This window comes from Alcaligenes faecalis (genome assembly GCF_009497775.1).
GTDB classification, from domain to species: domain Bacteria; phylum Pseudomonadota; class Gammaproteobacteria; order Burkholderiales; family Burkholderiaceae_B; genus Alcaligenes; species Alcaligenes faecalis_D.
In genome coordinates this window covers 1,710,771-1,732,897 of sequence record NZ_CP031012.1, presented here as the reverse complement: position 1 = coordinate 1,732,897, position 22,127 = coordinate 1,710,771, and the positions used below count along the sequence as shown (strand labels likewise).

The following is a 22,127-nucleotide window of genomic DNA, read 5'->3' as shown; positions in this document are numbered from 1 at the left end:
ATGCACACTTCCACGCTGACTGTTCTAAGCGGTGCCTCTCGCGGTCTGGGCTTGTCCCTGGCGCGTCAGGCACTGGCCGCTGGCCATCAGTTGATCACTCTGGCCCGCAGCGAACTGCAACTGGATGCGCCCCAAGGGGCTCATCAGCATCTGCAAGTGGATCTGGCCAGCGTGGAAGGCGCACAAGAAGCTGCCAGGGCCCTGCAAGCCTTGATCAGCCAGACACAGGCTCAACGCTACGTCCTCATTAATAATGCGGGCACGGTTGATCCCGTTGGGCAGGCCAGCCACCTGCTCGATGCCCAGGCCATTACACAGGCGCTGCAATTGAATGTCGCCAGTGTCATGAGCCTGACCGCCGCCTTTTTACAAGGCGCCCCCAAGGATGCCCAGCGCCAGGTGCTCAATATCTCCTCGGGTGCTGGCCGCAAGCCCGTCTCGGGCTGGGCCGTGTATGGCTGCAGCAAGGCAGCACTGGATTTCTATACACAAACCCTCAAGCTGGAAAACCCCGAGCTGGCCGTTTGCTCGCTGGCCCCTGGCGTGGTCGATACCGATATGCAAGGCCATATCCGTAGCCAGTCCCGCGACCAGTTCCCGAACCTGAGCCGCTTTATCGACCTGCATCAGCAAGGTCAGCTAAGCAGCCCGGACGATACGGCCGAGCGAATTTTGCACCACCTGAACAGCCCGGCTTTTGGCCAGCACGTCCTGGATGACATCCGCCACTACGAATAAGTACTGACACAATGACTGAACCGCTAGACACTTCCGCACCCGTCGTAGACGAAAACCGCCTGATCGCCGAGCGTCGTTCCAAACTGGACCGCCTGCGCGAAAACGGCATCGCCTACCCCAACGATTTCCGCCCCGACGCCCACGCCGCCGATCTGCACAGCCAGTACGGCGAGCAGGACAAGGATGCCCTGGCCGCGACCAATAAGGTCGTGAAAGTGGCTGGCCGCATGATGCTCAAGCGTGTCATGGGTAAAGCCAGTTTTGCCACGCTGCAAGATGCCTCCGGCCGTATCCAGATCTACCTGGACAAAGCCGCACTGGGCGAAGAGAACTACGCGGAATTCAAGGGCTGGGATATCGGTGACATCCTGGCCGTGGAAGGCACAGTCTTCAAAACCAATAAGGGCGAGCTGTCCGTACACGCCTCCAGCGTGCGCATTCTGGCCAAGTCCCTGCGCCCCCTGCCGGATAAATTCCACGGTCTGGCTGACCAGGAATTGAAGTACCGTCAGCGCTACGTAGACCTGATCATGGGTGAAGACACCCGTCAAACCTTCCTGGCCCGCAGCAAGGTCATGAGCAGCCTGCGCCAGCACATGGCCCAGGCCGATTTCCTGGAAGTGGAAACCCCCATGCTGCACCCCATTCCGGGTGGCGCATCGGCCAAACCCTTCGTGACGCACCACAATGCGCTGGACATGGAAATGTACCTGCGTATCGCTCCCGAGCTGTACCTGAAGCGTTTGATCGTGGGCGGTTTCGAGCGCGTGTTCGAAATCAACCGCAACTTCCGTAACGAAGGCGTCAGCCCACGCCACAACCCCGAATTCACCATGATGGAGTTCTACGCAGCCTACACGGATTACCAGTGGCTGATGGACTTCACCGAAAACCTGATACGCGAAGCCGCGATCAGCGCCCGTGGTACCGCTACCCTGCAATACCAGGAACGCGAACTGGATCTGAGCCTGCCTTTTGATCGCCTGACCATTACCGGCGCCATCATGAAGTACGCGCCTTCCTACCAGATCGAGCAACTGGAAGACATCCAGTTCCTGCGTACCGAACTGGCTCGCCTGAAAGTGGACGTGAACTCGCCTCCACTGCGTGATGCCGGTCTGGGCGCCTTGCAACTGGCTCTGTTTGAAGAAACAGCCGAATCCAAGCTCTGGCACCCTACTTTCATCGTGGACTACCCCGTGGAAGTGTCGCCGCTGGCACGCGCCTCGGACACCCAGGAAGGCATTACCGAGCGCTTTGAGCTGTTCATCACTGGCCGCGAAATTGCCAATGGTTTCTCGGAGTTGAACGACCCCGAAGACCAGGCCGCCCGCTTCCAGGCTCAGGTTCAGGCCAAGGATGCTGGCGACGAAGAAGCCATGTTCTACGACGCCGACTACATCCGCGCACTGGAATACGGCATGCCTCCTACAGGCGGCTGCGGTATCGGTATCGACCGACTGGTCATGTTGCTGACCGATAGCCCTGCTATCCGTGACGTGATCCTGTTCCCGCACTTGCGTCGCGAGGACTAACCGTCATTGCGGATGCGAAAAAGGACGCTCTTGAGCGTCCTTTTTCAGCCAGCAAAGCCTTCCGCAGTACGCAAGGTTTGCCAATATAAAAAGGAGCCTACCAGGCTCCTTTTTTATTAAGCTGCCTGCTTATCCGCCACAGCCTTACTACCACCAGACTCGTAAAAAGCCTCCTCGTTCTCGGGTGTCACACCGCGACGCTTTTGCCAATTGGCAAACCAGGCTACGAAGAAAGGAAGCGCAAACGCTGTCACCACAACGGCAGCGGCAATCTGCGCCGTTGCCGCATCCTGAACGGCAACATAACTAGGGTCCAGCGCCGCCACCACGGCTGGGGTTGCAATTGCGTTTCCTGCCACACTGGCTTCGGAGGCAGCACTCACCAAGTTTCTGGTCGGCCCAGGATGGCGTCGCACAACATGCCACACGTACAGGGATGCAATAGCCGCCCCACCAGAAAATATAACGGTGACCAGACCAAGGATGACGCCAATCGACCCTTCACCAACCAGCACCTGTAAATTAATGCTGGCACCAATGGCAAACGCAGCAAACGGGATAATGAGTTTTTCGCCAGCCTCAAGGAACTTGCGAGCCAAGGAACTGATGTTCCCCAGAATAAACCCAAAAATCATTGGAAATACAGCAGAGAACAGCGCCATCAATGGGAACGCCGCCAAGCCCGCAACCCCAAGAGCCACCAGGGTCAGAAACGGACCATCATTGATGGAAAGAATCGAGATTGCACCTTTATCAGTTCTGTTGCCAAACTGACTGGTCAGCGCCACGTACAACGAACCGTTTGAGTTCGACATCGCCGCAATAATGGCCAGAGGGAGCATCCCCAGGAACACGCCTTCTTCAAAGAAAAACGCGACTGACAGGCCAAACAAGGCAGCGATCCCAAACTTGGCAAGCAGCAGGACCAGACCTTTCTCGACGGACGGAAGTGCCGCCTTGAACGTGATCTGAGAACCCACCGAAAGAAAGAACAGCCCGATCAGGACGGCCAGCCCATTCTTAAAGAGAGCGGTGGTAAAGCTGCCAATCAAGAGTGCTTCTGGAATGAGTGTGTTCACCACCACCCCTAGAAAGAGCGGCACAATCATCAAGGCTCCGGGTATTTTTCCAACCTTGAGCAAAAACCGATCGAATGGAGTGTAATTGTTCATTTGTTCTGATTTATGAGACATCTAATTAGTACGAGAATCCGGAGCACATCACCCTTGATCCCCACCTCCTGCAGGCAAGACTGATCCGGTAATGTAAGACGCCTCATCAGAAGCAAAAAACAGCAGCGGCGCGACCATTTCATCTATCGTCCCGTATCGCCCCAGATAGGTGCTCTCCCTGGTTTGATCGATAATTTCTTGATACCAGACCTTATCCTCCTCGGGGAGCTCAAACGGATTACCAAGCGGATTACGAGGAATACGTCTTGCAGGGGCCTCTGTTCCACCTACAGCCACGGCAACCACGCGCACCCCCTTCTGAGCCACTTCCATGGCCAGCGATGCCGTCAAGGCGTTAACGCCACCCTTTGCAGCCGCATAAGGGACTCGGTAAATACTTTTGGTTGCGATGGACGAAACATTGACAATCACACCTTTGGCTCGCTCCACCATGAACGGCAGAACGGCGCGGCTGCACCACAAGGTTGGAAAAAGAGACCGTCTGACCTCATCTTCAATGTGCGAGGGTTCGTACTTTTCAAACGGTCTAGTCCAGATCGTGCCACCCACGTTATTGAACAAAATGTCAATCTGACCGTAGGTCTTGATGGCATGAAGCGTCATTTCTTCGGCGCCACTGTAGGTCTCCAGATCCACCTCAATAGCGGATGCCGTACCACCGGATTCCTCAATATTTCCAGCGACTTCGTGGACTAAAGGAGAGCGATCAGCAAGTACAACCGTTCCCCCTTCCTGTGCAAATTTTTGGGCTAATACAGCGCCAATTCCCTGGGCGCTACCGGTGACGATCGCCACCTTCCCTTTGAATCGACCATTCATTTTGGGTTTCCTGTGAGTCGATGATAGTTTTTTTAGATTTAGAATTTTTGTGCTCGACTGGATTGACGGCAAGCGACAAGGCCATACTGAGCGCAGGTGAAATTAAAACGTAAGGCCCCGCCAAGCTCCAATGCTATTCTCGTATTGTTTTATACCTAAAAGGTATGGTGCATTAGAATTATCAAAAATAACAAAGGATTATCATTTCATGAAATGTGTAGACTATCGTTTACCCCAGTAGCCCTAGCGTTTAACTCCGTTACCTCCCTCAAAAAGGGCTACACAAAGCCAGCCAGGTACCAGAAAACCTACCTAAAAAAACATAGAGTTCAACAACACAATGAGCACCAGAATCTTGGGTGTTCAAGAAACCATAAGCACAAAAAAACCGCTGCAGCAGCAGCGGTTTTCTTAGGGAAGCAAAACAGATGAACTCGGCTTATCTACCTGCTTGTGTCCAACTCTGAGACAATATCAATCCACCGGCAAACGCATCACTGCCTGCGCCCACTTATGGGCCACTTCAGGCGAAGAGAAACACGATGCCTTGTCAGCCACCACACGCACGGCACGTTCCAGCAACTGGATGTCAGCCTCGTGCTGACGCGCCACATGCGGGTCTTCGAAGAAGATAACGCGCTGGCAACGGTTTTCCAGTACCAGTTCGGCAATTTGCGCATCGCCGCCCAACGGACCGCTTAGATAGGACTGAATCCAGGGCGTGTCCTTGGGCCAGCCTTTGGACCAGGCCAGCTCGTTCAACAAGCGGCTGGTCGTACCTGTTCCCACACGCTGACTGAAGCGCGACAACAGATCAAAATGCTTGTCAGCAAATTCAATCATCTTGTCCTTGAGCGCATCGTGCGCAATCATGGCCAAGGTCTGGTTAGGGAAGTCAAAAATACGCTTGCAGCTGGAATCGGGCCACAGGCCACGGCTGACGCGCTCCACTTCAATCCATTCAATCGCGCCCATCAAGGTAGAAATGAAGGGGCGACCATGCGTGATGCATTGGCGCTTGAGTGCCAGTGCTTCCGGGAAAATGGAGGAAGGATCTACCGGATCAATCAGGTAAATGGCGCCATCAAAAGGCGGTGTGCCATCCGGGTTTTGCGTTACCCGAGCCACCAGCTTCATCAAGCCACCATCACGGCCATACGGATAGCGGACCAAGCCGCCATAACCTTCCAGCAGGCCCGAACGCTCGATTGCGTTACAGGTACGGCCTACCGTATAGAGCTCAATTTCCAATTCGCGAATACCGCTGGCTGAGCGCCGCAACCACTGAAACAAAGCCGCATCTGCCGAATCATGGTGCAATTGATTGGCCGCCAAACCGAAACGTAATGACATGAGTTCCTACACGGTAAACGATTCGCCACACCCGCAGGAGGCTTTCTCGTTTGGATTGATGAACTTGAAACCTTCATTGAGGCCATCGCGGCCATAATCCAGACGCGTGCCATCAATAAAGGGCAGGCTCTTGGGATCAACAAACAGTTTAACGCCGTGCTCTTCAAACAGTTGATCGCCTTCAACCGGCTCATCAACAAAATCCAGCTTGTAGGCCAGACCCGAGCAACCGGTCAGACGTACACCTAAACGTAGCCCCAAACCGCCCCCGCGCTTTTTCAAATGACGCTGGATATGTTCTGCGGCGGGCTGAGTAAGAGAAATAGACATAATCTTTTCCTTTCTATAAACCTGAAGAAGATTCAGCCTTCAGGCTTGGACAACTAAAACGCGCCTTTGTTCTGTACCGAGGCAATAGCGGCCTGAACCGCCTCCTGGGCCAACAAAGCACAATGCACTTTGACCGGTGGCAATTCCAGCGCTTGCTGCACATCCGCGGACGAGAACTGGGCCGCCTGCTCCAGGCTGCGATCCTGCAGCCACTGCGTCGCAAATGAGGCGGCAGCGATGGTACAGCCACAGCCAAAAGCCTTGAAACAGCTATCCTGAATCTGGCCCTGCTCCGATACCTTGAGCTGGATGCGAATCAAGGCTCCGGTTTCGTGACTTCCTGCTTCACCCGTGCCGACATCAGCATCACTGCTGTTCATGACACCCACATGACGCGGGTGCAGGAAATGCTCCATGACAGCGTCACTATATATCATTGCGCGAACTGCTCCGAAGCAGGCTCGCTCCACAAGGGGGAAATAGCCCGCAATTGTTCAACCACACGACGGATGGCCGCAATCGTGTCATCAATGTCCTGCTCGGTCGTGAAACGGCCCAGGCTCAAGCGCAAGGAGCTGTGTGCCAACTGATCGCTACGACCCAGGGCCGTCAATACATAAGACGGTTCCAGGCTGGCCGAGGTACAAGCCGAACCGCTGGACACGGCCAGATCCGTCAAAGCCATCATCAGGGCTTCGCCCTCGATGTGATCCACGCTGATGTTCAGATTGTGCGGCACGCGCTGATCCAAAGTGCCATTCAGGAACAAATCAGGGATGGACTGCAAACCGGCCCACAGACGATCTCGTAGCGCGGTGATGCGCTGATTGTCCTGATCCATTTCCTGGTCAGCCAGCTCAAACGCACGGCCCATGCCCACGATCTGGTGTGTAGCCAAGGTGCCGGACCGAAACCCGCGTTCGTGGCCACCACCATGAATCTGCGCTTTCAGACGCACCGCCGGTTTACGACGGATATACAAGGCACCAATCCCTTTGGGACCATAGGTCTTGTGGGCAGACATGGACATCAAATCCACCGGCCATTCCTGCAGATTGATCGCCACCTTGCCGGTAGCCTGGGCGGCGTCCACATGAAACAACACCTTGTGCTCACGACAAATTGCGCCCAGGGCCTGCACATCCTGAATCACGCCAATTTCGTTATTCACCAGCATGACCGAGGCCAGAATGGTGTCGGGACGAATGGCTTGTTCAAAGGCCTGAGGATCAATCAGACCACTGGGCAGGACATCCAGAAAGGTGATTTCAAACCCTTCGTCCTGCAAGGCCAGACAGGTATCCAGCACGGCCTTGTGTTCCGTACGGACGGTAATAATATGGCGGCCCTTGGACTGATAAAACTGCGCGGCGCCTTTTAAAGCCAGATTGATGGCTTCGGTAGCACCGGAGGTCCAGACGATTTCACGCGGCTCCGCCCCTACCAGCGAGGCAACCTGACGGCGCGCCTGATCCACCGCCTCTTCCGCATCCCATCCATAGGGATGGCTGCTGGAGGCCGGATTGCCAAATCGTTCCGTCAACCAGGGAATCATGCTGTCGGCCACACGCGGGTCTACCGGCGTGGTGGCGGCATAATCCATATAGATACGCTGAGCGCGACTCATACAAAACTCCGGGTCAGTAGCGGATCTTGCCCACTACAAAGTACATTCTTCTGGCTGACCGGCTTCCTGAGCGGCCAACTTGAGCTGACGCAGACGCTGCTGATCAACCAAGTCCTGTAGCGAGACAGAGTCCAGATAATCGACCATTTTACGACTAAGCGTCGCCCAAAGCTCGTGAGTCATGCACTCGCCTTTCTGCCCGTTTGTGCCCTGCTTGCAATTACCCTTGCCACCGCACTGGGTGGCATCAACGGGCTCATCGACCGCAAACACAATGTCAGCAACGGTGATATGGCGGGCCAGACGCGCAAGCGTATAGCCACCACCCGGACCACGCACACTATCGACCAGTTCATGGCGGCGCAACTTGCCAAACAACTGTTCAAGATACGAGAGCGAGATACCCTGTCGCTGGCTGATGCCTGCGAGCGTCACCGGTCCACTTTGCTGGCGCAGCGCAAGATCGATCATCGCGGTTACGGCGAAACGCCCTTTTGTCGTCAAACGCATGATAGTTTCCTTGCCAAAGGCGAAAGCGGCCGGACTGCCAAAGGCAAATCCGACCAATTTGGTCCAGTATAGCAAATACAGGGGAAACTACCGTGCTTGAGCGTGTGTTTTTACACTTATACTGAAGTGTTATTTAGCCACTCAGGCAGCACGGTAATTGGGGACACGCTTGCGAACCAGCTCGAACACGCCCTGGCAGGCATCCTCGATATAGTCCATGACCTTATTAAAGCCATCCTGGCCACCATAATAAGGATCAGGCACGGTAGCCGCTTCATAGTCAGTGGCAAAGCGCATCAGCAGCATAAGCTTGTGACGGTAAATGGGAGGACACATTTGCTGCAAGGCAGAGTGGTTTTCCCAGTCCATGCTCAAGATAAGGTCGAAGTTGCGAAAGTCCTCGCGCTGGACCTGTCTGGCCTGATAGGTAGAGATGTCATAACCGCGTTTACGAGCGGCTATCTGTGCGCGTGTGTCAGGATGCTCGCCAACATGAAAGCCATGCGTGGCGGCTGAATCCACCAAAATAGCCTCCGACAAACTGGCTTGGTCGACCAGTTGGCGCAAGACACCTTCGGCGCTGGGGGAGCGGCAAATATTCCCTGTACAGACAAACAGAACCTTACTCATAATGCGTCAAAGTCTGCGGGAAAACCCCAAATAAGGCAAGACGGAACAGGGGCTAAAACAGGCCCTGGAAACGGCCTTGAAAGCCGCAAATCCGTATCGTTTGGGGGCTGCAAATAAGAACAGTACGCAGCTGCTTGAAGTCTGGAATAAACCAAAGGCGCAGCACCCTTTGCTTAGCGGATACGCTGCTTTCTCGGGATGAGATAAATCAAGCAATACACCTGAGTGATGAAAGCCGGTAGCGGAACCGTGTTTTTTCTGTACTTTCGTCCAGGCTTAGTTGTAATTACACAACAGGCGTCATCAAAGATGAAACTGCCCCGCTTTTGCTGGCGGGGCGTCAAACGTGAGTAGGACCGTACATGTAATCCGGTTCTGGCGAGGGTCGCTACTTAAACCCAAAGCAGGCTCCAAAGAGGTCGCCTGGGCCCTTCCCCTACGTCTACGCCAACCCCAACGCCAGAAGTCAGAAGTCAGAAGTCAGAAGCCGCCAAGCCTAAGCCCAGGCCCAGGCCCAGGCCATCAAGCCATCAAGCCATCAGCAGTTTAGCCTTGAGCCTTTGCAGCTTGTCGCGCGCGGCAGCAGCTTGCTCGAACTCCAGGTTGCGGGCGTGATCCATCATCTCTTTTTCCAGACGCTTGATCTCGCGTGCCGCGGCCTTCTCGTCGCGAATCAACTCTTCCGGCACATCCTCGCGCAAGCTGGCGGTTGGATCCGAAGCAACAACGCCGTCAATCAACTCACGGACAGCCTTGTTCACGCCACGCGGCGTAATGCCATGCTCTTCGTTAAAGGCCATCTGCTTGGCGCGACGGCGCTCGGTTTCTTCAATGGCGCGATGCATGGAGTCCGTCATTCTGTCGGCATACAGAATGGCTTTACCGTTCAGGTTACGTGCTGCCCGGCCTATGGTTTGAATCAGGCTACGCTCGGAACGCAGGAAGCCTTCCTTGTCCGCATCCAGAATCGCCACCAGAGACACTTCGGGAAGGTCCAGACCCTCGCGCAGCAAGTTGATCCCGACCAGAACGTCGAAGACGCCCAGACGTAGATCCCGGATGATCTCGGCCCGTTCCACCGTATCAATGTCCGAGTGCAAGTAGCGCACACGGATGCCGTTTTCTGACAAGTATTCGGTCAGGTCTTCGGACATGCGCTTGGTCAACGTGGTCACCAGCACGCGGTCCTCCTGCGCAGTACGTAGCTTGATTTCACCCAGCAAATCATCGACCTGCGTGGTGGCAGGACGAACTTCGATTTCCGGGTCCACCAGGCCGGTAGGCCTCACCACCTGCTCAACCACATTGTCAGCATGCTCTTGTTCGTAGGCGGCCGGTGTGGCTGATACGAACACGGTTTGTGGCATGCGACGTTCGAACTCTTCCAGCTTCAGCGGGCGGTTATCCATGGCCGACGGCAAACGGAAACCGAACTGCACCAGAGTCTCTTTACGTGAGCGGTCACCACGATACATGGCCCCCAACTGCCCGATAGTGACGTGGCTTTCATCAATAAACATCAGGGAGTTACGCGGCAGGTAGTCGATCAGCGTCGGCGGCGGATCGCCGGGCGCAGCACCTGACAAGTGGCGGGAGTAGTTCTCGATGCCTTTGCAAAAGCCCAGCTCCTGCAACATCTCCAGATCAAAGCGGGTGCGCTGCTCCAGGCGTTGGGCTTCAACCAAATGCCCTTCCCGCGTCAGAAACTCCAAACGTTCGCGCAGTTCCAGCTTGATGGTTTCAATCGCCCGCAGCACGGTTTCGCGTGGCGTCACATAGTGCGAGCTGGGAAACACGGTAAAGCGGTTCAGCTTTTGCACGACCTTGCCCGTCAGCGGATCGAACAACTCCAGCTCTTCAATCTCGTCATCAAACAGGCTGACCCGCAAGGCCAGCTCCGCGTTTTCTGCCGGGAAGATATCAACCACCTCACCACGAGCACGGAATATCCCGCGCTGAAAATCCAGGTCATTGCGCTCGTACTGCATGGCGACCAGACGCGCCAGCAGCTCCTGCCGGGCGATACGATCCCCCTTGCGCAAGGTCAGCACCATGGCATGGTAATCACCGGGGTTACCGATACCGTAGATGCAGGACACGGTGCCCACAATAATGGTGTCAGGCCGCTCCAGCAGGCTTTTGGTGGCCGACAAACGCATCTGCTCGATGTGTTCATTGATGGACGAATCCTTTTCAATAAACAGATCGCGCGACGGCACATAGGCCTCGGGCTGGTAGTAATCGTAGTAAGACACGAAGTACTCCACGGCGTTGCGTGGAAAGAACTCGCGCATCTCGGCATACAGCTGCGCCGCCAGGGTTTTATTGGGCGCCAGAACAATGGCCGGACGCCCTGTGCGAGCAATAATGTTCGCCATCGTATAGGTCTTGCCCGACCCCGTTACCCCCAAAAGGGTCTGGTACATCAAGCCGTCATCAATCCCCTCGACCAACTGCTCAATCGCCGCGGGCTGGTCGCCGGCAGGCAAATAAGGTTGGAAAAGTTTGAAGGAACTCCCCGGAAATTCTTGAAAGGCAGGCTCAAATTTCATGCTAGACACACTTTAGGGTAAGCCCGTATTATCACATTAATGCTTTGTTTTTCTACCTTTCTGCACTAACGCCCCCATATCATCATGACATCGCTCTTCGAAACCGTCGAACTGGCTCCACGCGACCCCATTTTGGGTTTGAACGAACAATACAATGCCGACGAACGCAGCGGCAAAGTTAATCTGGGGGTCGGTGTTTACTACGACGATCAAGGGCGTATCCCGATTTTGCAGGCTGTTCAAAAGGCTGAAGAAGCCATGATGAGTAAAGCTGCCGCTCGCAGCTACCTGCCTATCGAAGGTATCAATACCTACAATCTGGGTGCTCAAACCCTGTTGCTGGGTGCCGACTCCCCCATCATTGCCGAAGGCCGTGCCTTGACCGTGCAATCCCTGGGCGGCACCGGCGCACTGAAAATCGGTGCTGACTTCCTGCAGCAACTGCTGCCCCAGTCCGAGGTTTACATCAGCGATCCTAGCTGGGAAAACCACCGTGCTCTGTTCGAGCGCGCTGGCTTCAAGGTCAACACCTACGCTTACTACGATGCCGCGACACATGGCCTGAACTTTGACGGCATGATCGCATCGCTGCGCACTATGCCTGCCCAGTCCATCGTGGTTCTGCACGCTTGCTGCCACAACCCTACCGGCGTGGACCCCAGCATTGAACAATGGACCCAGATCGCTGAGCTGATCAAAGAGCGCCAACTGGTTCCTTTCCTGGACATCGCTTACCAAGGCTTTGGTGCCGGTCTGGAAGAAGACGCCAGCGTGGTGCGCCTGTTTGCCAAGCTGGGTCTGTCCATGTTCATCAGCTCCTCGTTCTCCAAGTCCTTCTCGCTGTACGGCGAGCGCGTTGGCGCCCTAACACTGGTTACTTCCAGCAAGGACGAAACTTCCCGCGTGCTGAGCCAAGTCAAGCGCGTCATTCGCACCAACTACTCCAACCCGCCTACACACGGCGGCAAGGTTGTGGCCACCGTGCTGAACTCGCCTGAACTGTTCCAGACCTGGGCGACTGAACTGGCTGGCATGCGCGATCGCATCCGCGAAATGCGCGCCCAACTGGTTGCCAAGCTGAAAGAGCACGGCGCTACCCAGAACTTTGACTTCGTACTGGAACAGCGCGGTATGTTCTCCTACTCCGGCCTGACTGCCGAGCAAGTGGAACGCCTGCGCCAGGAACACGGCATTTACGCTGTCAGCAGCGGCCGTATCTGCGTGGCTGCACTGAACAGCCAGAACATTGACGTCGTGGCCAAGGCCATCGCTCAAGTCCTGAAGTAAGCTGTCCCTGACTACAGCCCCCAACGCCCTTCTTCGGAAGGGCGTTGTCGTTCCAGCCCTGGAGTACCACCATGACAGACGCCATTTCCCTGAACACCGAACGCCTGATCCTGCGCCCCTGGAAGGCCACAGACCTGGAGCCCTTCTTCCGCTTGAATAGCGATCCCCACGCGCTGCGCTTTTATCCAGCCACCCTGGACCGCGAGCAAAGCGATACCATCGCTCACCGTAGCCAAAGCCTGATCGAGGAACATGGCTGGGGTCCCTGGGCAGTAGAGCTGAAGGAAAACGGAGCCTTCATCGGCATGGTGGGCCTGAACCGCCCGACCGCCGAGCTGTACTTTCAGCCTTGCGTGGAAGTTCTTTGGCGCCTGCTACCCGAATACTGGGGCAAAGGTTACGCCACCGAAGCGGCAGGAGCCTGCATGGACTTTGGCTTTGAGGAACTGGGCCTGGAGCAAATTGTGGCCTACACCGCCCAGCTGAACCTGCCTTCACAGACCGTCATGCAGCGTCTGGGCATGACAGAACAGCCCGGCACATTTGAGCACCCTGGCGTCCCGGCAGGCCACAGACTCGTCCCCCATGTGCTGTACACGCTGGAGCGCAAGGATTGGCCCCAGTCCGCCTGAGCAGCCCCAAAGGGTCAAAAATTAAACCTTTAAGGTCCGCGCCGCTTGCCAAAACGCCAACTGTAACGCACAATCTTTACTGTATATATATTCAGCAGACAATACTATGACCGCCAAGCTCACTGCACGCCAACAACAAGTGCTGGACATCATCCGTTCCGAAATCGAACGGACGGGTTTCCCTCCCACTCGAGCAGAGATTGCTCAGGTGCTGGGTTTCAAATCCGCCAATGCGGCCGAAGATCATTTGAAAGCTCTGGCCCGTAAAGGCGCTATCGAGCTGACTGCCGGTGCCTCGCGCGGCATACGCCTGCTTGGCACGGATACCCGCGAAAGCGCAGCGCCCAGCAGCAGCGCACTGGCCAATCTGGCTGATGCCCTCTTGCTGCCCATTATTGGTCGCGTGGCTGCCGGTAGCCCTATTCTGGCCACCGAGCATATCGAGCGCGAAATTGGCGTCGCCCCTACCCTGTTCACCCAAACGCCTGATTACCTGCTGCGCGTACGCGGCCTGAGCATGAAAGACGCGGGCATTTTTGATGGCGACCTGCTGGCCGTCAAGAAAGCCAGCGAAGCGCGTAACGGGCAGATCGTAGTGGTCCGCATTGGCGACGATGTCACCGTCAAGCGCCTGTCGCGCTCCAGCAATCAGGTGGTCCTGTTGCCCGAGAACCCGGACTTTGAGCCCATCGTCGTCACCGATCCGGATTCCCTGTCTTTGGAAGGCATTGCTGTTGGTCTGATTCGTACCAGTCCGCTGCATTAAGTCTTGCCTCTCTGGGCTACCAGGCCTGTTTTATAGGCTGGGTACACCTGATAAAGAAAAATCCCATATACCGCTTGGTGTATGGGGTTTTTTATTGCTCGAAGGACACGGTCCCCTGCAAACTCACGGCAGCAGCAGCAGCAGCAGCAGCAGCAGCAACAGCAATATCAACCACAGCCACAGTCACAGTCACAGTCACAGTCACAGTCACAGTCACAGTCACAGTCACAGTCACAGTCACGATGATTATGATTGCCACCAGGTCTATGGTGACGGTCTCAACTGGAGCGTGGTCGTAGTTTATGGCCTGTGCCCGTCCCTATATGGCAAAAGCTGAACAGGCTTAAGCTCGCCACCCGACACTACGGGCACCTTCTACCCGGTAAAAACTGGCTCTCTCATTGCAGTCGATATGACTGTCTGCCTGCCTGCCTGCCTGCCTGCCTGCCTGCCTGCCTGCCTGCCTGCCTGCCACCAGATTATCAGTCCACCCCAAATGCAAACAGGCCACCTTGAACTCAAGGTGGCCTGCTTCACTTCTTGACTACTACTGCTAGATGCTTAGTGCTTGAAGGACTCAGAACCCGTACCAGCGGCACGCGTTGCTGCCAAGGCCTCAGCAGCCAGGCGCGCTACTTCTTCGTCGCTCAGAGGCGTTACAGCGTCTTGCAGGGCCACTTCCAATACGCGATCAATCCAACGCACCGGAATGATCTCCAGCGTGTTTTTCACGTTATCTGGAATATCGGCCAGGTCTTTGACGTTTTCCTCTGGAATCATCACGGTTTTGATACCACCGCGTTGCGCTGCCAACAACTTCTCTTTCAAGCCACCGATAGGCAGAACTTCGCCGCGCAAGGTGATTTCACCCGTCATGGCCACGTCGGCACGAACCGGAATACCCGTCAGGCTGGATACGATAGCGGTCGTGATGGCGATACCGGCCGATGGACCATCCTTGGGCGTAGCGCCTTCAGGAAAGTGCACGTGCAGGTCACGCTTTTCAAACACGCTATTGGCAATGCCCCACTTCTGGGCACGCGAACGTACAACTGTGCGAGCAGCTTCGACCGACTCTTTCATCACGTCACCAATCGAACCCGTACGCAGCACATTGCCTTTACCGGGCATATCGGCCACTTCGATGGTCAGCAGCTCACCGCCTACCTCAGTCCAGGCCAGACCGGTAACCAGGCCAACCTTGTTCTCTTTTTCGGCCAGGCCGAAGGAGAAACGACGTACGCCTAGGTAATCGTTCAGATTCGCCGCATTCACGACCAGAGTTTCCTGGGTCAGTGTCTTGTTGCGAGCTGCACGCGTACCGGCTTGTGGATTGGCTACCAACAGCTTGCGAACCACCTTGCGGCAGATCTTGCTGATTTCACGTTCCAGCGAACGCACACCCGCTTCACGTGTGTAGTAACGCACGATGTCGCGTACCGCGTCTTCTGTCACTTCCAGTTCACCATCGCGCACGCCGTTGTTCTTCATCAGCTTGGGCAAAAGGTAATCGAAAGCAATGCGTACCTTCTCGTCTTCCGTGTAGCCGGACAGACGAATCACTTCCATACGGTCCAGCAGGGCCGGTGGAATGTTCAAGGTATTGCTGGTTGCCACGAACATCACGTCGGACAAGTCGTAGTCCACTTCCAGGTAGTGATCCTGGAAGGTGTGGTTTTGTTCGGGGTCCAGAACCTCCAGCAGTGCCGAGGATGGATCGCCACGGAAATCCGCGCCCATCTTGTCGATCTCGTCCAGCAGGAACAGCGGGTTACGTACACCCACCTTGCTCATGTTCTGAACAACCTTGCCGGGCATGGAGCCAATGTAGGTACGACGGTGACCGCGAATCTCGGCCTCGTCACGCACGCCACCCAAAGCCATGCGGATGAACTTGCGGTTCGTTGCCTTGGCAATGGACTGACCCAGCGAGGTTTTACCCACACCTGGAGGGCCAACCAAACACAGGATTGGAGCCTTCAGCTTGTCGACACGTTGCTGCACAGCCAGGTACTCGACAATGCGCTCTTTGACCTTTTCCAGACCAAAGTGATCCGCATCCAACACTTCCTCGGCATTGCTCAAGGAGTTGTTGATACGGCTCTTTTTGCGCCAAGGCAGGCCAACCAGCGTTTCGATGTAGTTGCGCACCACGGTTGCTTCGGCCGACATCGGAGACATCAGCTTGAGCTTCTTCATTTCGGATTCAGCTTTCTTGAGCGCTTCCTTGCTCAGCTGGGCCTGCTCGATGCGTTTTTCCAGTTCTTCAACATCGGCACCGTCTTCACCTTCGCCCAACTCTTTCTGAATCGCCTTGACCTGCTCGTTCAGATAGTAGTCGCGCTGGCTCTTTTCCATCTGCTTTTTGACACGGCCGCGAATACGCTTCTCGACCTGCAAGATGTCAATTTCGCCTTCCAGTTGCGACAGCAGGCTTTCCAGACGCTCCAGAGCCTTGGGCGTTTCCAGCATGCCCTGTTTTTGCTCCAGCTTCAGGGGCAAGTGGGCCGCAATGGTATCGGCCAGACGGCCAGCATCATCAATCCCGGTCAGGGAAGTCAGAATTTCCTGAGGGATCTTTTTATTCAGTTTGACGTACTGCTCGAACTGACCCAGCACAGCACGGCGCAGGGCTTCGGTTTCAGCCGCATCACCCGCGTCGCCGGGCACTTCGACCACCGAGGCCATGAAGTGGGTTTCGGCGTCCTGAACTTGCGTAATCCGCGCACGCTGCAAACCTTCGACCAGCACTTTAACGGTGCCGTCCGGCAGTTTGAGCATCTGCAAAATACTGGCCGCACACGCAATTTCGTAGAGATCCTCAGGGGCAGGATCATCCTTGCCTGCGGACTTTTGCGCCACCAGCATAATGTTGTTGCCGGACTCCATAGCCAACTCAAGGGCTTTAATCGAGCGAGGCCGACCAACAAAAAGCGGAATCACCATGTGAGGGAACACCACTACATCGCGCAAAGGAAGCAGCGGCAGCTCAATAGGTTCCGTAGAAAGAATCTGGCTCGCAGACATAGTCATTTCCTATAAATGTCCTTAGACGCAAAAGGGAAGCCTGGGCTTCCCTTTCACGGTTTAACCTGTTGTAGCTCAGATTGTGGCGAATTTTGATATTTCAAGTAGGCCGAACGAACATTAAAACAGAACTTTGCCGAGTTAAAGAGAGACAAGCTTCTATGCTTAGTGGTGATCATGGATACCCACTCCTTTCTCTTTGCCTTCGCCTGTCGCCCTGTCTTGCCTGCGCTCTTCCGGCCAAGGCCAGACAGAGCACAAACAAGGAGATATCTCTAAGCTACTGCGTTCTTCAAGGGCGACTCAGTGTCACTGGCTTCACTATCGGACAAAGGGCGACCCAAAATCAATTCGGGTTTACTCTTTCCAACGATAGCGTCCTCGGTCAACACAACTTTACTGACGTCCTTGCGCGAGGGCAGCTCGTACATGGTATCCAGCAAGGCTTGCTCGACAATACTACGCAGACCGCGAGCGCCAGTACGACGCTTGATGGCGCGCTGGGCTACGGCACGCAGGGCTTCGGGCTGAACTTCCAGCTCTACGCCTTCCATGCTCAGCAGCTTCTGAAACTGCTTGACCAAGGCATTGCGCGGCTCGGTCAAAATGCGGACCAGTGCGTCTTCGCGCAGCTCTTCCAGAGTGGCGACCACAGGCAAACGGCCAACCAGCTCGGGGATCAAACCGAATTTGATCAGATCCTCGGGTTCAGCTTCAGCGAACAACTCCCCCACACCACGTTCGGACTTGGCTTTAACCGACGCGGAAAAACCAATACCGGATTTTTCAGTACGGTCGCGGATGACCTTTTCCAGGCCATCAAAAGCGCCACCCACGATGAACAGCACATTGGTGGTATCCACCTGCACAAAGTCCTGATTGGGGTGTTTACGACCACCTTGTGGGGGCACAGAGGCAACAGTACCTTCGATCAGCTTGAGCAGTGCCTGTTGCACGCCCTCGCCCGACACGTCGCGGGTAATGGAAGGGTTGTCGGACTTGCGGGAAATCTTGTCGATTTCGTCGATGTAGATAATGGCGCGCTGCGCTTTTTCCACATCGTAATCGCAGTTTTGCAGCAGTTTTTGAACGATGTTCTCGACGTCCTCACCCACGTAACCGGCTTCGGTCAGTGTAGTGGCGTCCGCCATCACAAAAGGTACATCCAGCATGCGGGCCAGTGTTTGGGCCAGCAGCGTTTTGCCCGAACCCGTAGGCCCGATCAGCAAGATATTACTTTTGGACAGTTCCACATCGTCACGGCCTGCCTTGCCGCTACGAATTCGCTTGTAGTGGTTGTACACCGCTACGGCCAAGGTGCGCTTGGGCATTTCCTGGCCAATAACATATCCGTCCAGAAACTCTTTGATTTCCTGGGGGGTGGGCAATTCTTTACGTTCACCATCAGGAGTGGCGCCCGCAGCTTCGTCACGAATGATATCGGTACACAGATCAATACATTCGTCGCAGATGAACACGGACGAAGGTCCAGCGATCAGTTTCTTGACCTCATGCTGGCTTTTATTGCAAAACGAGCAATGCAGAACTTTCTCGTCGGCCGATTTCTTTTCGGACATAAATTTAAATTTCACTTCAGGATGGTAAAAGGACGGGAACAAGTCCCGCCCCCGAACAGCCATATTACTGCGTCAGATCGATCCCTGTGCGGGACAGATGATTACTCGTCACGAGTGTTCATCACCTTGTCGATCAGGCCATAGGCCACAGCGTCTTCAGCTGCCATGAAGTTGTCACGCTCGGTATCCAGCTCGATACGCTCGACAGGCTGACCGCAGTTCTCGGCCAGGATCTTGTTCAAGCGTTCACGCAGGCTCAGGATTTCCTTGGCCTGAATCTGGATATCGGAAGCCTGGCCTCGCGCACCGCCCGAAGGCTGGTGAATCATGATGCGCGAGTTAGGCAAGGCAAGGCGCTTGCCCTTGACGCCCGAAGACAGCAAGAAAGCGCCCATGCTGGCAGCCATGCCGGTACACAATGTCGAGACTTCCGGCTTGACGAACTGCATCGTGTCGTAGATGGCCAGGCCTGCATAGACCGAACCACCGGGCGAGTTGATGTAGAGCGAAATATCCTTTTCAGGATTTTCCGACTCCAGAAACAGCAGCTGGGCCACAATCAGATTGGCCGAGTTGTCATGAACCGGGCCCACCAGAAAGATGATGCGCTCGCGCAGCAGGCGGGAGTAGATGTCGTAAGACCGCTCTCCACGACCGGACTGCTCGATCACGATAGGCACGTAGCCCAAACCCGTAGGAGCAACGGATTGCCCCCCATGCATTGAGGCGTAGAAGTCGACAAAAGTTGACGACATTAGTTGGTTCCCATGATTTGGTCGAACGCCACCTCCTCGTCGGACACCTTGGCCTGGGACAGTACGTGCTCGACAACGTTGTCTTCGAGTACAACTGCCTCAATCTCGGCGCGACGCTGGCGATCGGACAAGTAGTAGGCCACCACTTGGGCGGGCTGTTCGTAGTTCTGGGCAAATTCTTCGATGCGGGCACGAACCTGCTCGGGCTTGGCTTGCAGTTCAGCAGCCTTGACCAGCTCGGAGACCAGCAGACCCAGACGCACGCGGCGGGTGGATTCTTCCTGGAAAGCTTCGGCAGGGATAGGCATCTTGTCTGCGTCAGGCACGCCACGGTCTTTCAGTTCAGCGCGAGCCGAAGCGATGCGACCTTGCACGTCGTTGTCCACCAGAGCCTTGGGCACGTCAAATTCGCTGGCAGACAGCAAAGCGTCCATCACGGCGGATTTGTTGCGAGCGTGCACACGAGCCTTGATTTCGCGCTCGATGTTGGCACGGATGTCAGCCAGCAAAGCAGCCACATCACCTTCAGCCTGACCCAGGGACTTGGCAAATTCAGCATCCATTTCGGGCAGAACTGGCTGGGCCACGTCTGTCACGGTGATCTTGAATTCGGCGGTTTTGCCAGCCACTTCCTTGCCGGTGTAGTCGGCAGGGAATTCCAGGGGGAATGTTTTGGTTTCGCCTGCTTTCATGCCGGCAACGGCAGTTTCAAACTCGGGCAGCATGCGGCCACGACCTTGCAGGTATTGGAAACCTTCAGCGCTACCGCCTTCAAAGGCGACGCCGTCGATGGTGCCCACAAAGTCCAGAGTGATGCGGTCATCTTCCTGGGCTTCACGGTCAGCGCTGGATTCGTAGTTGGCGCGTTGCTTGCGCAGCACGTCTACAGTGCGCTGGATGTCTTCGTCGGTCACAGGCGTGTTGGCACGCTTGATTTCCAGCTTGGACAGATCGGGCAGGGCCACTTCTGGGTAAATTTCGAAGGTAGCGGTAAAGGCCATGGTGCCTTCAGCAGGCTCGCCTTCTTTGGCTTCCAGATTCGGAGTACCAGCAACGCGCAGATTGGAGTCCTGGATCACTTTGTCCAGGGCTTTGCCAATTTCTTCGTTGATGGCGTCGTAACGGATACCAGGGCCGTGGCTGCGCTCGACAACGGACAAAGGCGCTTTACCGGGACGGAAGCCCTGTACCTTGGCCGTACGAGCCACACGCTTGAGCTGGGCCTGGACTTGTTTTTCTACGTCGGCCACCGAAACGACCACATCGACTCGGCGCTCCAAGCCGGACAGAATTTCAACCTCGGGCTGCATTGAAGACCTATATTAAATTGAGTAATTGATAAGAGTAATCCGGCATTTTACCGGAAACTGGCACGGTAAATCCAAACAAACGTATTTTGAATCATAATTTCCTGTCAAGACAATACAGCCGTGCCGGACTATGATCCCTTACTTTACCTTCCCTACGCAAGACTGACATGCACATGAATACCCCTTTAGGCGGCATCCGGGTCCTGGAGCTGGGCCAATTGATCGCCGGCCCCTTTGCCGCCAAGATCCTGGGCGAATTTGGCGCGGACGTTATCAAGATCGAATCCCCTAAAGGCGGCGACCCCTTGCGTAAATGGCGTTTGCTGCATGACGGTAACTCGGTATGGTGGGAGGTGCAATCCCGTAACAAAAAGTCTCTGGCTTTGGATCTGCGACAGGCCGAGTGCCAGGACGTGGTGCGCGCACTGGTTAAAGAGTGTGACATCCTGATCGAAAACTTCCGCCCCGGCGCCCTGGAAGAATGGGGGTTGGGCTGGGAAGACCTGAAAGCCATCAACCCGGGCCTGATCATGCTGCGCGTGTCCGGCTACGGCCAGACCGGCCCCTACAAGGACAAACCCGGCTTTGGCGTCATTGGTGAAGCCATGGGCGGCTTGCGCCATCTGAGCGGTGAAGCCGGACGCCCGCCAGTGCGCGTTGGCGTGTCCATTGGCGACTCGCTGGCCGCCTTGCATGGCGTGATCGGCATCATGATGGCCCTGCGCCAGCGCGAGCAAAACCAGGGCGCAGGACAATATATTGACGTGGCTCTGTACGAATCCGTCTTCAACATGATGGAAAGCCTGCTACCGGAATACTCCGCCTTTGGCGCCATACGAGAGCCTGCCGGCAGCAGTCTGCCCGGTATCACGCCTAGCAATGCGTATGTCTGCAAGGACGGGAAATATGCCCTGATTGCGGGTAATGGCGACAGCATTTTCAAGCGCTTGATGAGTGCGATTGGCCGAGCTGATATGGCTGACAACCCCGACTACGCCCACAACGATGGCCGCGCCCGAAATGCAGGCGTGATCGATGCCGCCATCGGCCACTGGGCCAGCGCTCTGGAGCTGGACAAGGTGCTGGAAATTCTGGACCAGGCTGGCGTTCCTGCTGGCCGTGTCTACGATATTGCTGATATAGCTGCCGACCCGCACTACCAGGCCCGCGACATGCTGCTGGACAACCGTCTGCCCGATGGCACACCACTTAAAGTTCCGGGAATTGTTCCCAAGCTAAGCGACACCCCCGGCGGCATCTACCGCCCTGCTCCACATCTGGGCCAGGACACAGAAGAAATTCTGAATGATCTGGGGATCAGCGCCGAGCAACAGGCCGATTGGCAGGTACGCGGATTGATCGCCAAAAACCCGAAACGCCAATAAAACAAAGCAGTATGAAAATGCGTAGGGGCCACATCAGGATGGCCCCTAATCAATTTGCTGCCCCATAGGGCTGACTACTTGCCTAGGGTGAAAATCCACGC

At 55.6% G+C, this 22,127-nt stretch carries 19 protein-coding genes; 6 read left to right on the top strand and 13 right to left on the bottom strand.

Annotation, left to right across the window (positions count from 1 at the left end):
- Window positions 1–738, top strand: a complete 738-nt coding sequence (locus tag DUD43_RS08065; RefSeq protein ID WP_153229873.1) for an SDR family NAD(P)-dependent oxidoreductase — start codon at window positions 1–3, stop codon at window positions 736–738.
- An 11-nt stretch (window positions 739–749) separates the two neighbouring features.
- On the top strand, window positions 750–2,273 hold the full coding sequence (lysS, locus tag DUD43_RS08060) for a lysine--tRNA ligase (RefSeq protein WP_153229872.1): 1,524 nt from the start codon (window positions 750–752) through the stop codon (window positions 2,271–2,273).
- A gap of 116 nt (window positions 2,274–2,389) precedes the next feature.
- On the opposite strand, the gene DUD43_RS08055 is transcribed toward lysS, so the two are convergent.
- The 9 genes from DUD43_RS08055 to uvrB all read right to left on the bottom strand — a co-directional run bounded on the left by DUD43_RS08055 (window position 2,390) and on the right by uvrB (window position 11,287).
- The gene (locus tag DUD43_RS08055) at window positions 2,390–3,445 is read right to left on the bottom strand and encodes a 2-keto-3-deoxygluconate permease (RefSeq protein ID WP_153229871.1); all 1,056 of its coding nucleotides are present in this window, start codon (window positions 3,443–3,445) and stop codon (window positions 2,390–2,392) included.
- A gap of 48 nt (window positions 3,446–3,493) precedes the next feature.
- A complete protein-coding gene (gene benD, locus DUD43_RS08050; RefSeq protein WP_153229870.1) occupies window positions 3,494–4,285 on the bottom strand; it encodes a benzoate diol dehydrogenase BenD in 792 nt (263 codons plus the stop codon).
- Between the two features lie 474 nt (window positions 4,286–4,759).
- Window positions 4,760–5,638: a methylglyoxal synthase gene (locus DUD43_RS08045; protein WP_153229869.1), complete on the bottom strand. Its 879-nt coding sequence runs from the start codon at window positions 5,636–5,638 to the stop codon at window positions 4,760–4,762.
- 6 nt (window positions 5,639–5,644) lie between these two features.
- A complete protein-coding gene (locus tag DUD43_RS08040) occupies window positions 5,645–5,968 on the bottom strand; it encodes a HesB/IscA family protein (RefSeq protein ID WP_003801383.1) in 324 nt (107 codons plus the stop codon).
- 53 nt (window positions 5,969–6,021) lie between these two features.
- A complete protein-coding gene (locus DUD43_RS08035) occupies window positions 6,022–6,405 on the bottom strand; it encodes an iron-sulfur cluster assembly scaffold protein (protein WP_153229868.1) in 384 nt (127 codons plus the stop codon).
- Window positions 6,402–7,595 carry an IscS subfamily cysteine desulfurase gene (locus DUD43_RS08030; RefSeq protein WP_153229867.1) on the bottom strand — a complete coding sequence of 398 codons (1,194 nt, stop codon included), beginning with the start codon at window positions 7,593–7,595 and terminating at the stop codon, window positions 6,402–6,404. Before DUD43_RS08030 ends, DUD43_RS08035 begins: the two co-directional genes overlap by 4 nt.
- Window positions 7,596–7,628: 33 nt before the next feature.
- Window positions 7,629–8,105: a Fe-S cluster assembly transcriptional regulator IscR gene (gene iscR / locus DUD43_RS08025; RefSeq protein WP_021446710.1), complete on the bottom strand. Its 477-nt coding sequence runs from the start codon at window positions 8,103–8,105 to the stop codon at window positions 7,629–7,631.
- A gap of 141 nt (window positions 8,106–8,246) precedes the next feature.
- On the bottom strand, window positions 8,247–8,738 hold the full coding sequence (locus DUD43_RS08020; RefSeq protein ID WP_194273506.1) for a low molecular weight protein-tyrosine-phosphatase: 492 nt from the start codon (window positions 8,736–8,738) through the stop codon (window positions 8,247–8,249).
- A 527-nt stretch (window positions 8,739–9,265) separates the two neighbouring features.
- A complete protein-coding gene (uvrB, locus tag DUD43_RS08015; RefSeq protein ID WP_153229865.1) occupies window positions 9,266–11,287 on the bottom strand; it encodes an excinuclease ABC subunit UvrB in 2,022 nt (673 codons plus the stop codon).
- An 84-nt stretch (window positions 11,288–11,371) separates the two neighbouring features.
- On the opposite strand from uvrB, the gene DUD43_RS08010 reads away from it, so the two are divergent.
- The 3 genes from DUD43_RS08010 (at window position 11,372) to lexA (ending at window position 13,972) form a co-directional block, all read left to right on the top strand.
- On the top strand, window positions 11,372–12,574 hold the full coding sequence (locus DUD43_RS08010; RefSeq protein WP_153229864.1) for an amino acid aminotransferase: 1,203 nt from the start codon (window positions 11,372–11,374) through the stop codon (window positions 12,572–12,574).
- A 71-nt stretch (window positions 12,575–12,645) separates the two neighbouring features.
- Window positions 12,646–13,206 (top strand): GNAT family N-acetyltransferase, encoded by a 561-nt coding sequence (locus tag DUD43_RS08005; protein ID WP_153229863.1) that lies wholly within the window; start codon window positions 12,646–12,648, stop codon window positions 13,204–13,206.
- Window positions 13,207–13,312: 106 nt separating this feature from the next.
- Window positions 13,313–13,972: a transcriptional repressor LexA gene (gene lexA, locus DUD43_RS08000; RefSeq protein ID WP_153229862.1), complete on the top strand. Its 660-nt coding sequence runs from the start codon at window positions 13,313–13,315 to the stop codon at window positions 13,970–13,972.
- A 561-nt stretch (window positions 13,973–14,533) separates the two neighbouring features.
- Here lexA and lon read toward each other — a convergent pair.
- The 4 genes from lon to tig form a co-directional block, all read right to left on the bottom strand.
- The gene (lon, locus tag DUD43_RS07995; RefSeq protein WP_153229861.1) at window positions 14,534–16,999 is read right to left on the bottom strand and encodes an endopeptidase La; all 2,466 of its coding nucleotides are present in this window, start codon (window positions 16,997–16,999) and stop codon (window positions 14,534–14,536) included.
- Between the two features lie 275 nt (window positions 17,000–17,274).
- On the bottom strand, window positions 17,275–18,576 hold the full coding sequence (gene clpX / locus DUD43_RS07990; RefSeq protein WP_153229860.1) for an ATP-dependent Clp protease ATP-binding subunit ClpX: 1,302 nt from the start codon (window positions 18,574–18,576) through the stop codon (window positions 17,275–17,277).
- Window positions 18,577–18,677: 101 nt separating this feature from the next.
- Window positions 18,678–19,331 carry an ATP-dependent Clp endopeptidase proteolytic subunit ClpP gene (gene clpP, locus DUD43_RS07985; RefSeq protein ID WP_021446711.1) on the bottom strand — a complete coding sequence of 218 codons (654 nt, stop codon included), beginning with the start codon at window positions 19,329–19,331 and terminating at the stop codon, window positions 18,678–18,680.
- Entirely contained in the window at window positions 19,331–20,641 is a 1,311-nt protein-coding gene (gene tig, locus DUD43_RS07980) for a trigger factor (protein WP_153229859.1), read from the bottom strand. Before tig ends, clpP begins: the two co-directional genes overlap by 1 nt.
- A 173-nt stretch (window positions 20,642–20,814) precedes the next feature.
- Here tig and DUD43_RS07975 point away from each other — a divergent pair, with 173 nt between their 5' ends.
- Window positions 20,815–22,026 (top strand): CaiB/BaiF CoA transferase family protein, encoded by a 1,212-nt coding sequence (locus tag DUD43_RS07975; protein ID WP_153229858.1) that lies wholly within the window; start codon window positions 20,815–20,817, stop codon window positions 22,024–22,026.
- Window positions 22,027–22,127: the final 101 nt, after the last annotated feature.

Coding starts and splice junctions, on each gene's coding strand:
- DUD43_RS08035 (WP_153229868.1), bottom strand. CDS start 6,405: ATGATATATAGTGACGCTGTCATGGAGCATTTCCTGCACCCGCGTCAT.
- clpP (WP_021446711.1), bottom strand. CDS start 19,331: ATGTCGTCAACTTTTGTCGACTTCTACGCCTCAATGCATGGGGGGCAA.
- lon (WP_153229861.1), bottom strand. CDS start 16,999: ATGTCTGCGAGCCAGATTCTTTCTACGGAACCTATTGAGCTGCCGCTG.
- uvrB (WP_153229865.1), bottom strand. CDS start 11,287: ATGAAATTTGAGCCTGCCTTTCAAGAATTTCCGGGGAGTTCCTTCAAA.
- DUD43_RS08040 (WP_003801383.1), bottom strand. CDS start 5,968: ATGTCTATTTCTCTTACTCAGCCCGCCGCAGAACATATCCAGCGTCAT.
- tig (WP_153229859.1), bottom strand. CDS start 20,641: ATGCAGCCCGAGGTTGAAATTCTGTCCGGCTTGGAGCGCCGAGTCGAT.
- clpX (WP_153229860.1), bottom strand. CDS start 18,576: ATGTCCGAAAAGAAATCGGCCGACGAGAAAGTTCTGCATTGCTCGTTT.
- DUD43_RS08005 (WP_153229863.1), top strand. CDS start 12,646: ATGACAGACGCCATTTCCCTGAACACCGAACGCCTGATCCTGCGCCCC.
- iscR (WP_021446710.1), bottom strand. CDS start 8,105: ATGCGTTTGACGACAAAAGGGCGTTTCGCCGTAACCGCGATGATCGAT.
- DUD43_RS08045 (WP_153229869.1), bottom strand. CDS start 5,638: ATGTCATTACGTTTCGGTTTGGCGGCCAATCAATTGCACCATGATTCG.
- DUD43_RS08030 (WP_153229867.1), bottom strand. CDS start 7,595: ATGAGTCGCGCTCAGCGTATCTATATGGATTATGCCGCCACCACGCCG.
- lexA (WP_153229862.1), top strand. CDS start 13,313: ATGACCGCCAAGCTCACTGCACGCCAACAACAAGTGCTGGACATCATC.
- DUD43_RS07975 (WP_153229858.1), top strand. CDS start 20,815: ATGAATACCCCTTTAGGCGGCATCCGGGTCCTGGAGCTGGGCCAATTG.
- DUD43_RS08010 (WP_153229864.1), top strand. CDS start 11,372: ATGACATCGCTCTTCGAAACCGTCGAACTGGCTCCACGCGACCCCATT.
- lysS (WP_153229872.1), top strand. CDS start 750: ATGACTGAACCGCTAGACACTTCCGCACCCGTCGTAGACGAAAACCGC.
- DUD43_RS08055 (WP_153229871.1), bottom strand. CDS start 3,445: ATGAACAATTACACTCCATTCGATCGGTTTTTGCTCAAGGTTGGAAAA.
- DUD43_RS08065 (WP_153229873.1), top strand. CDS start 1: ATGCACACTTCCACGCTGACTGTTCTAAGCGGTGCCTCTCGCGGTCTG.
- benD (WP_153229870.1), bottom strand. CDS start 4,285: ATGAATGGTCGATTCAAAGGGAAGGTGGCGATCGTCACCGGTAGCGCC.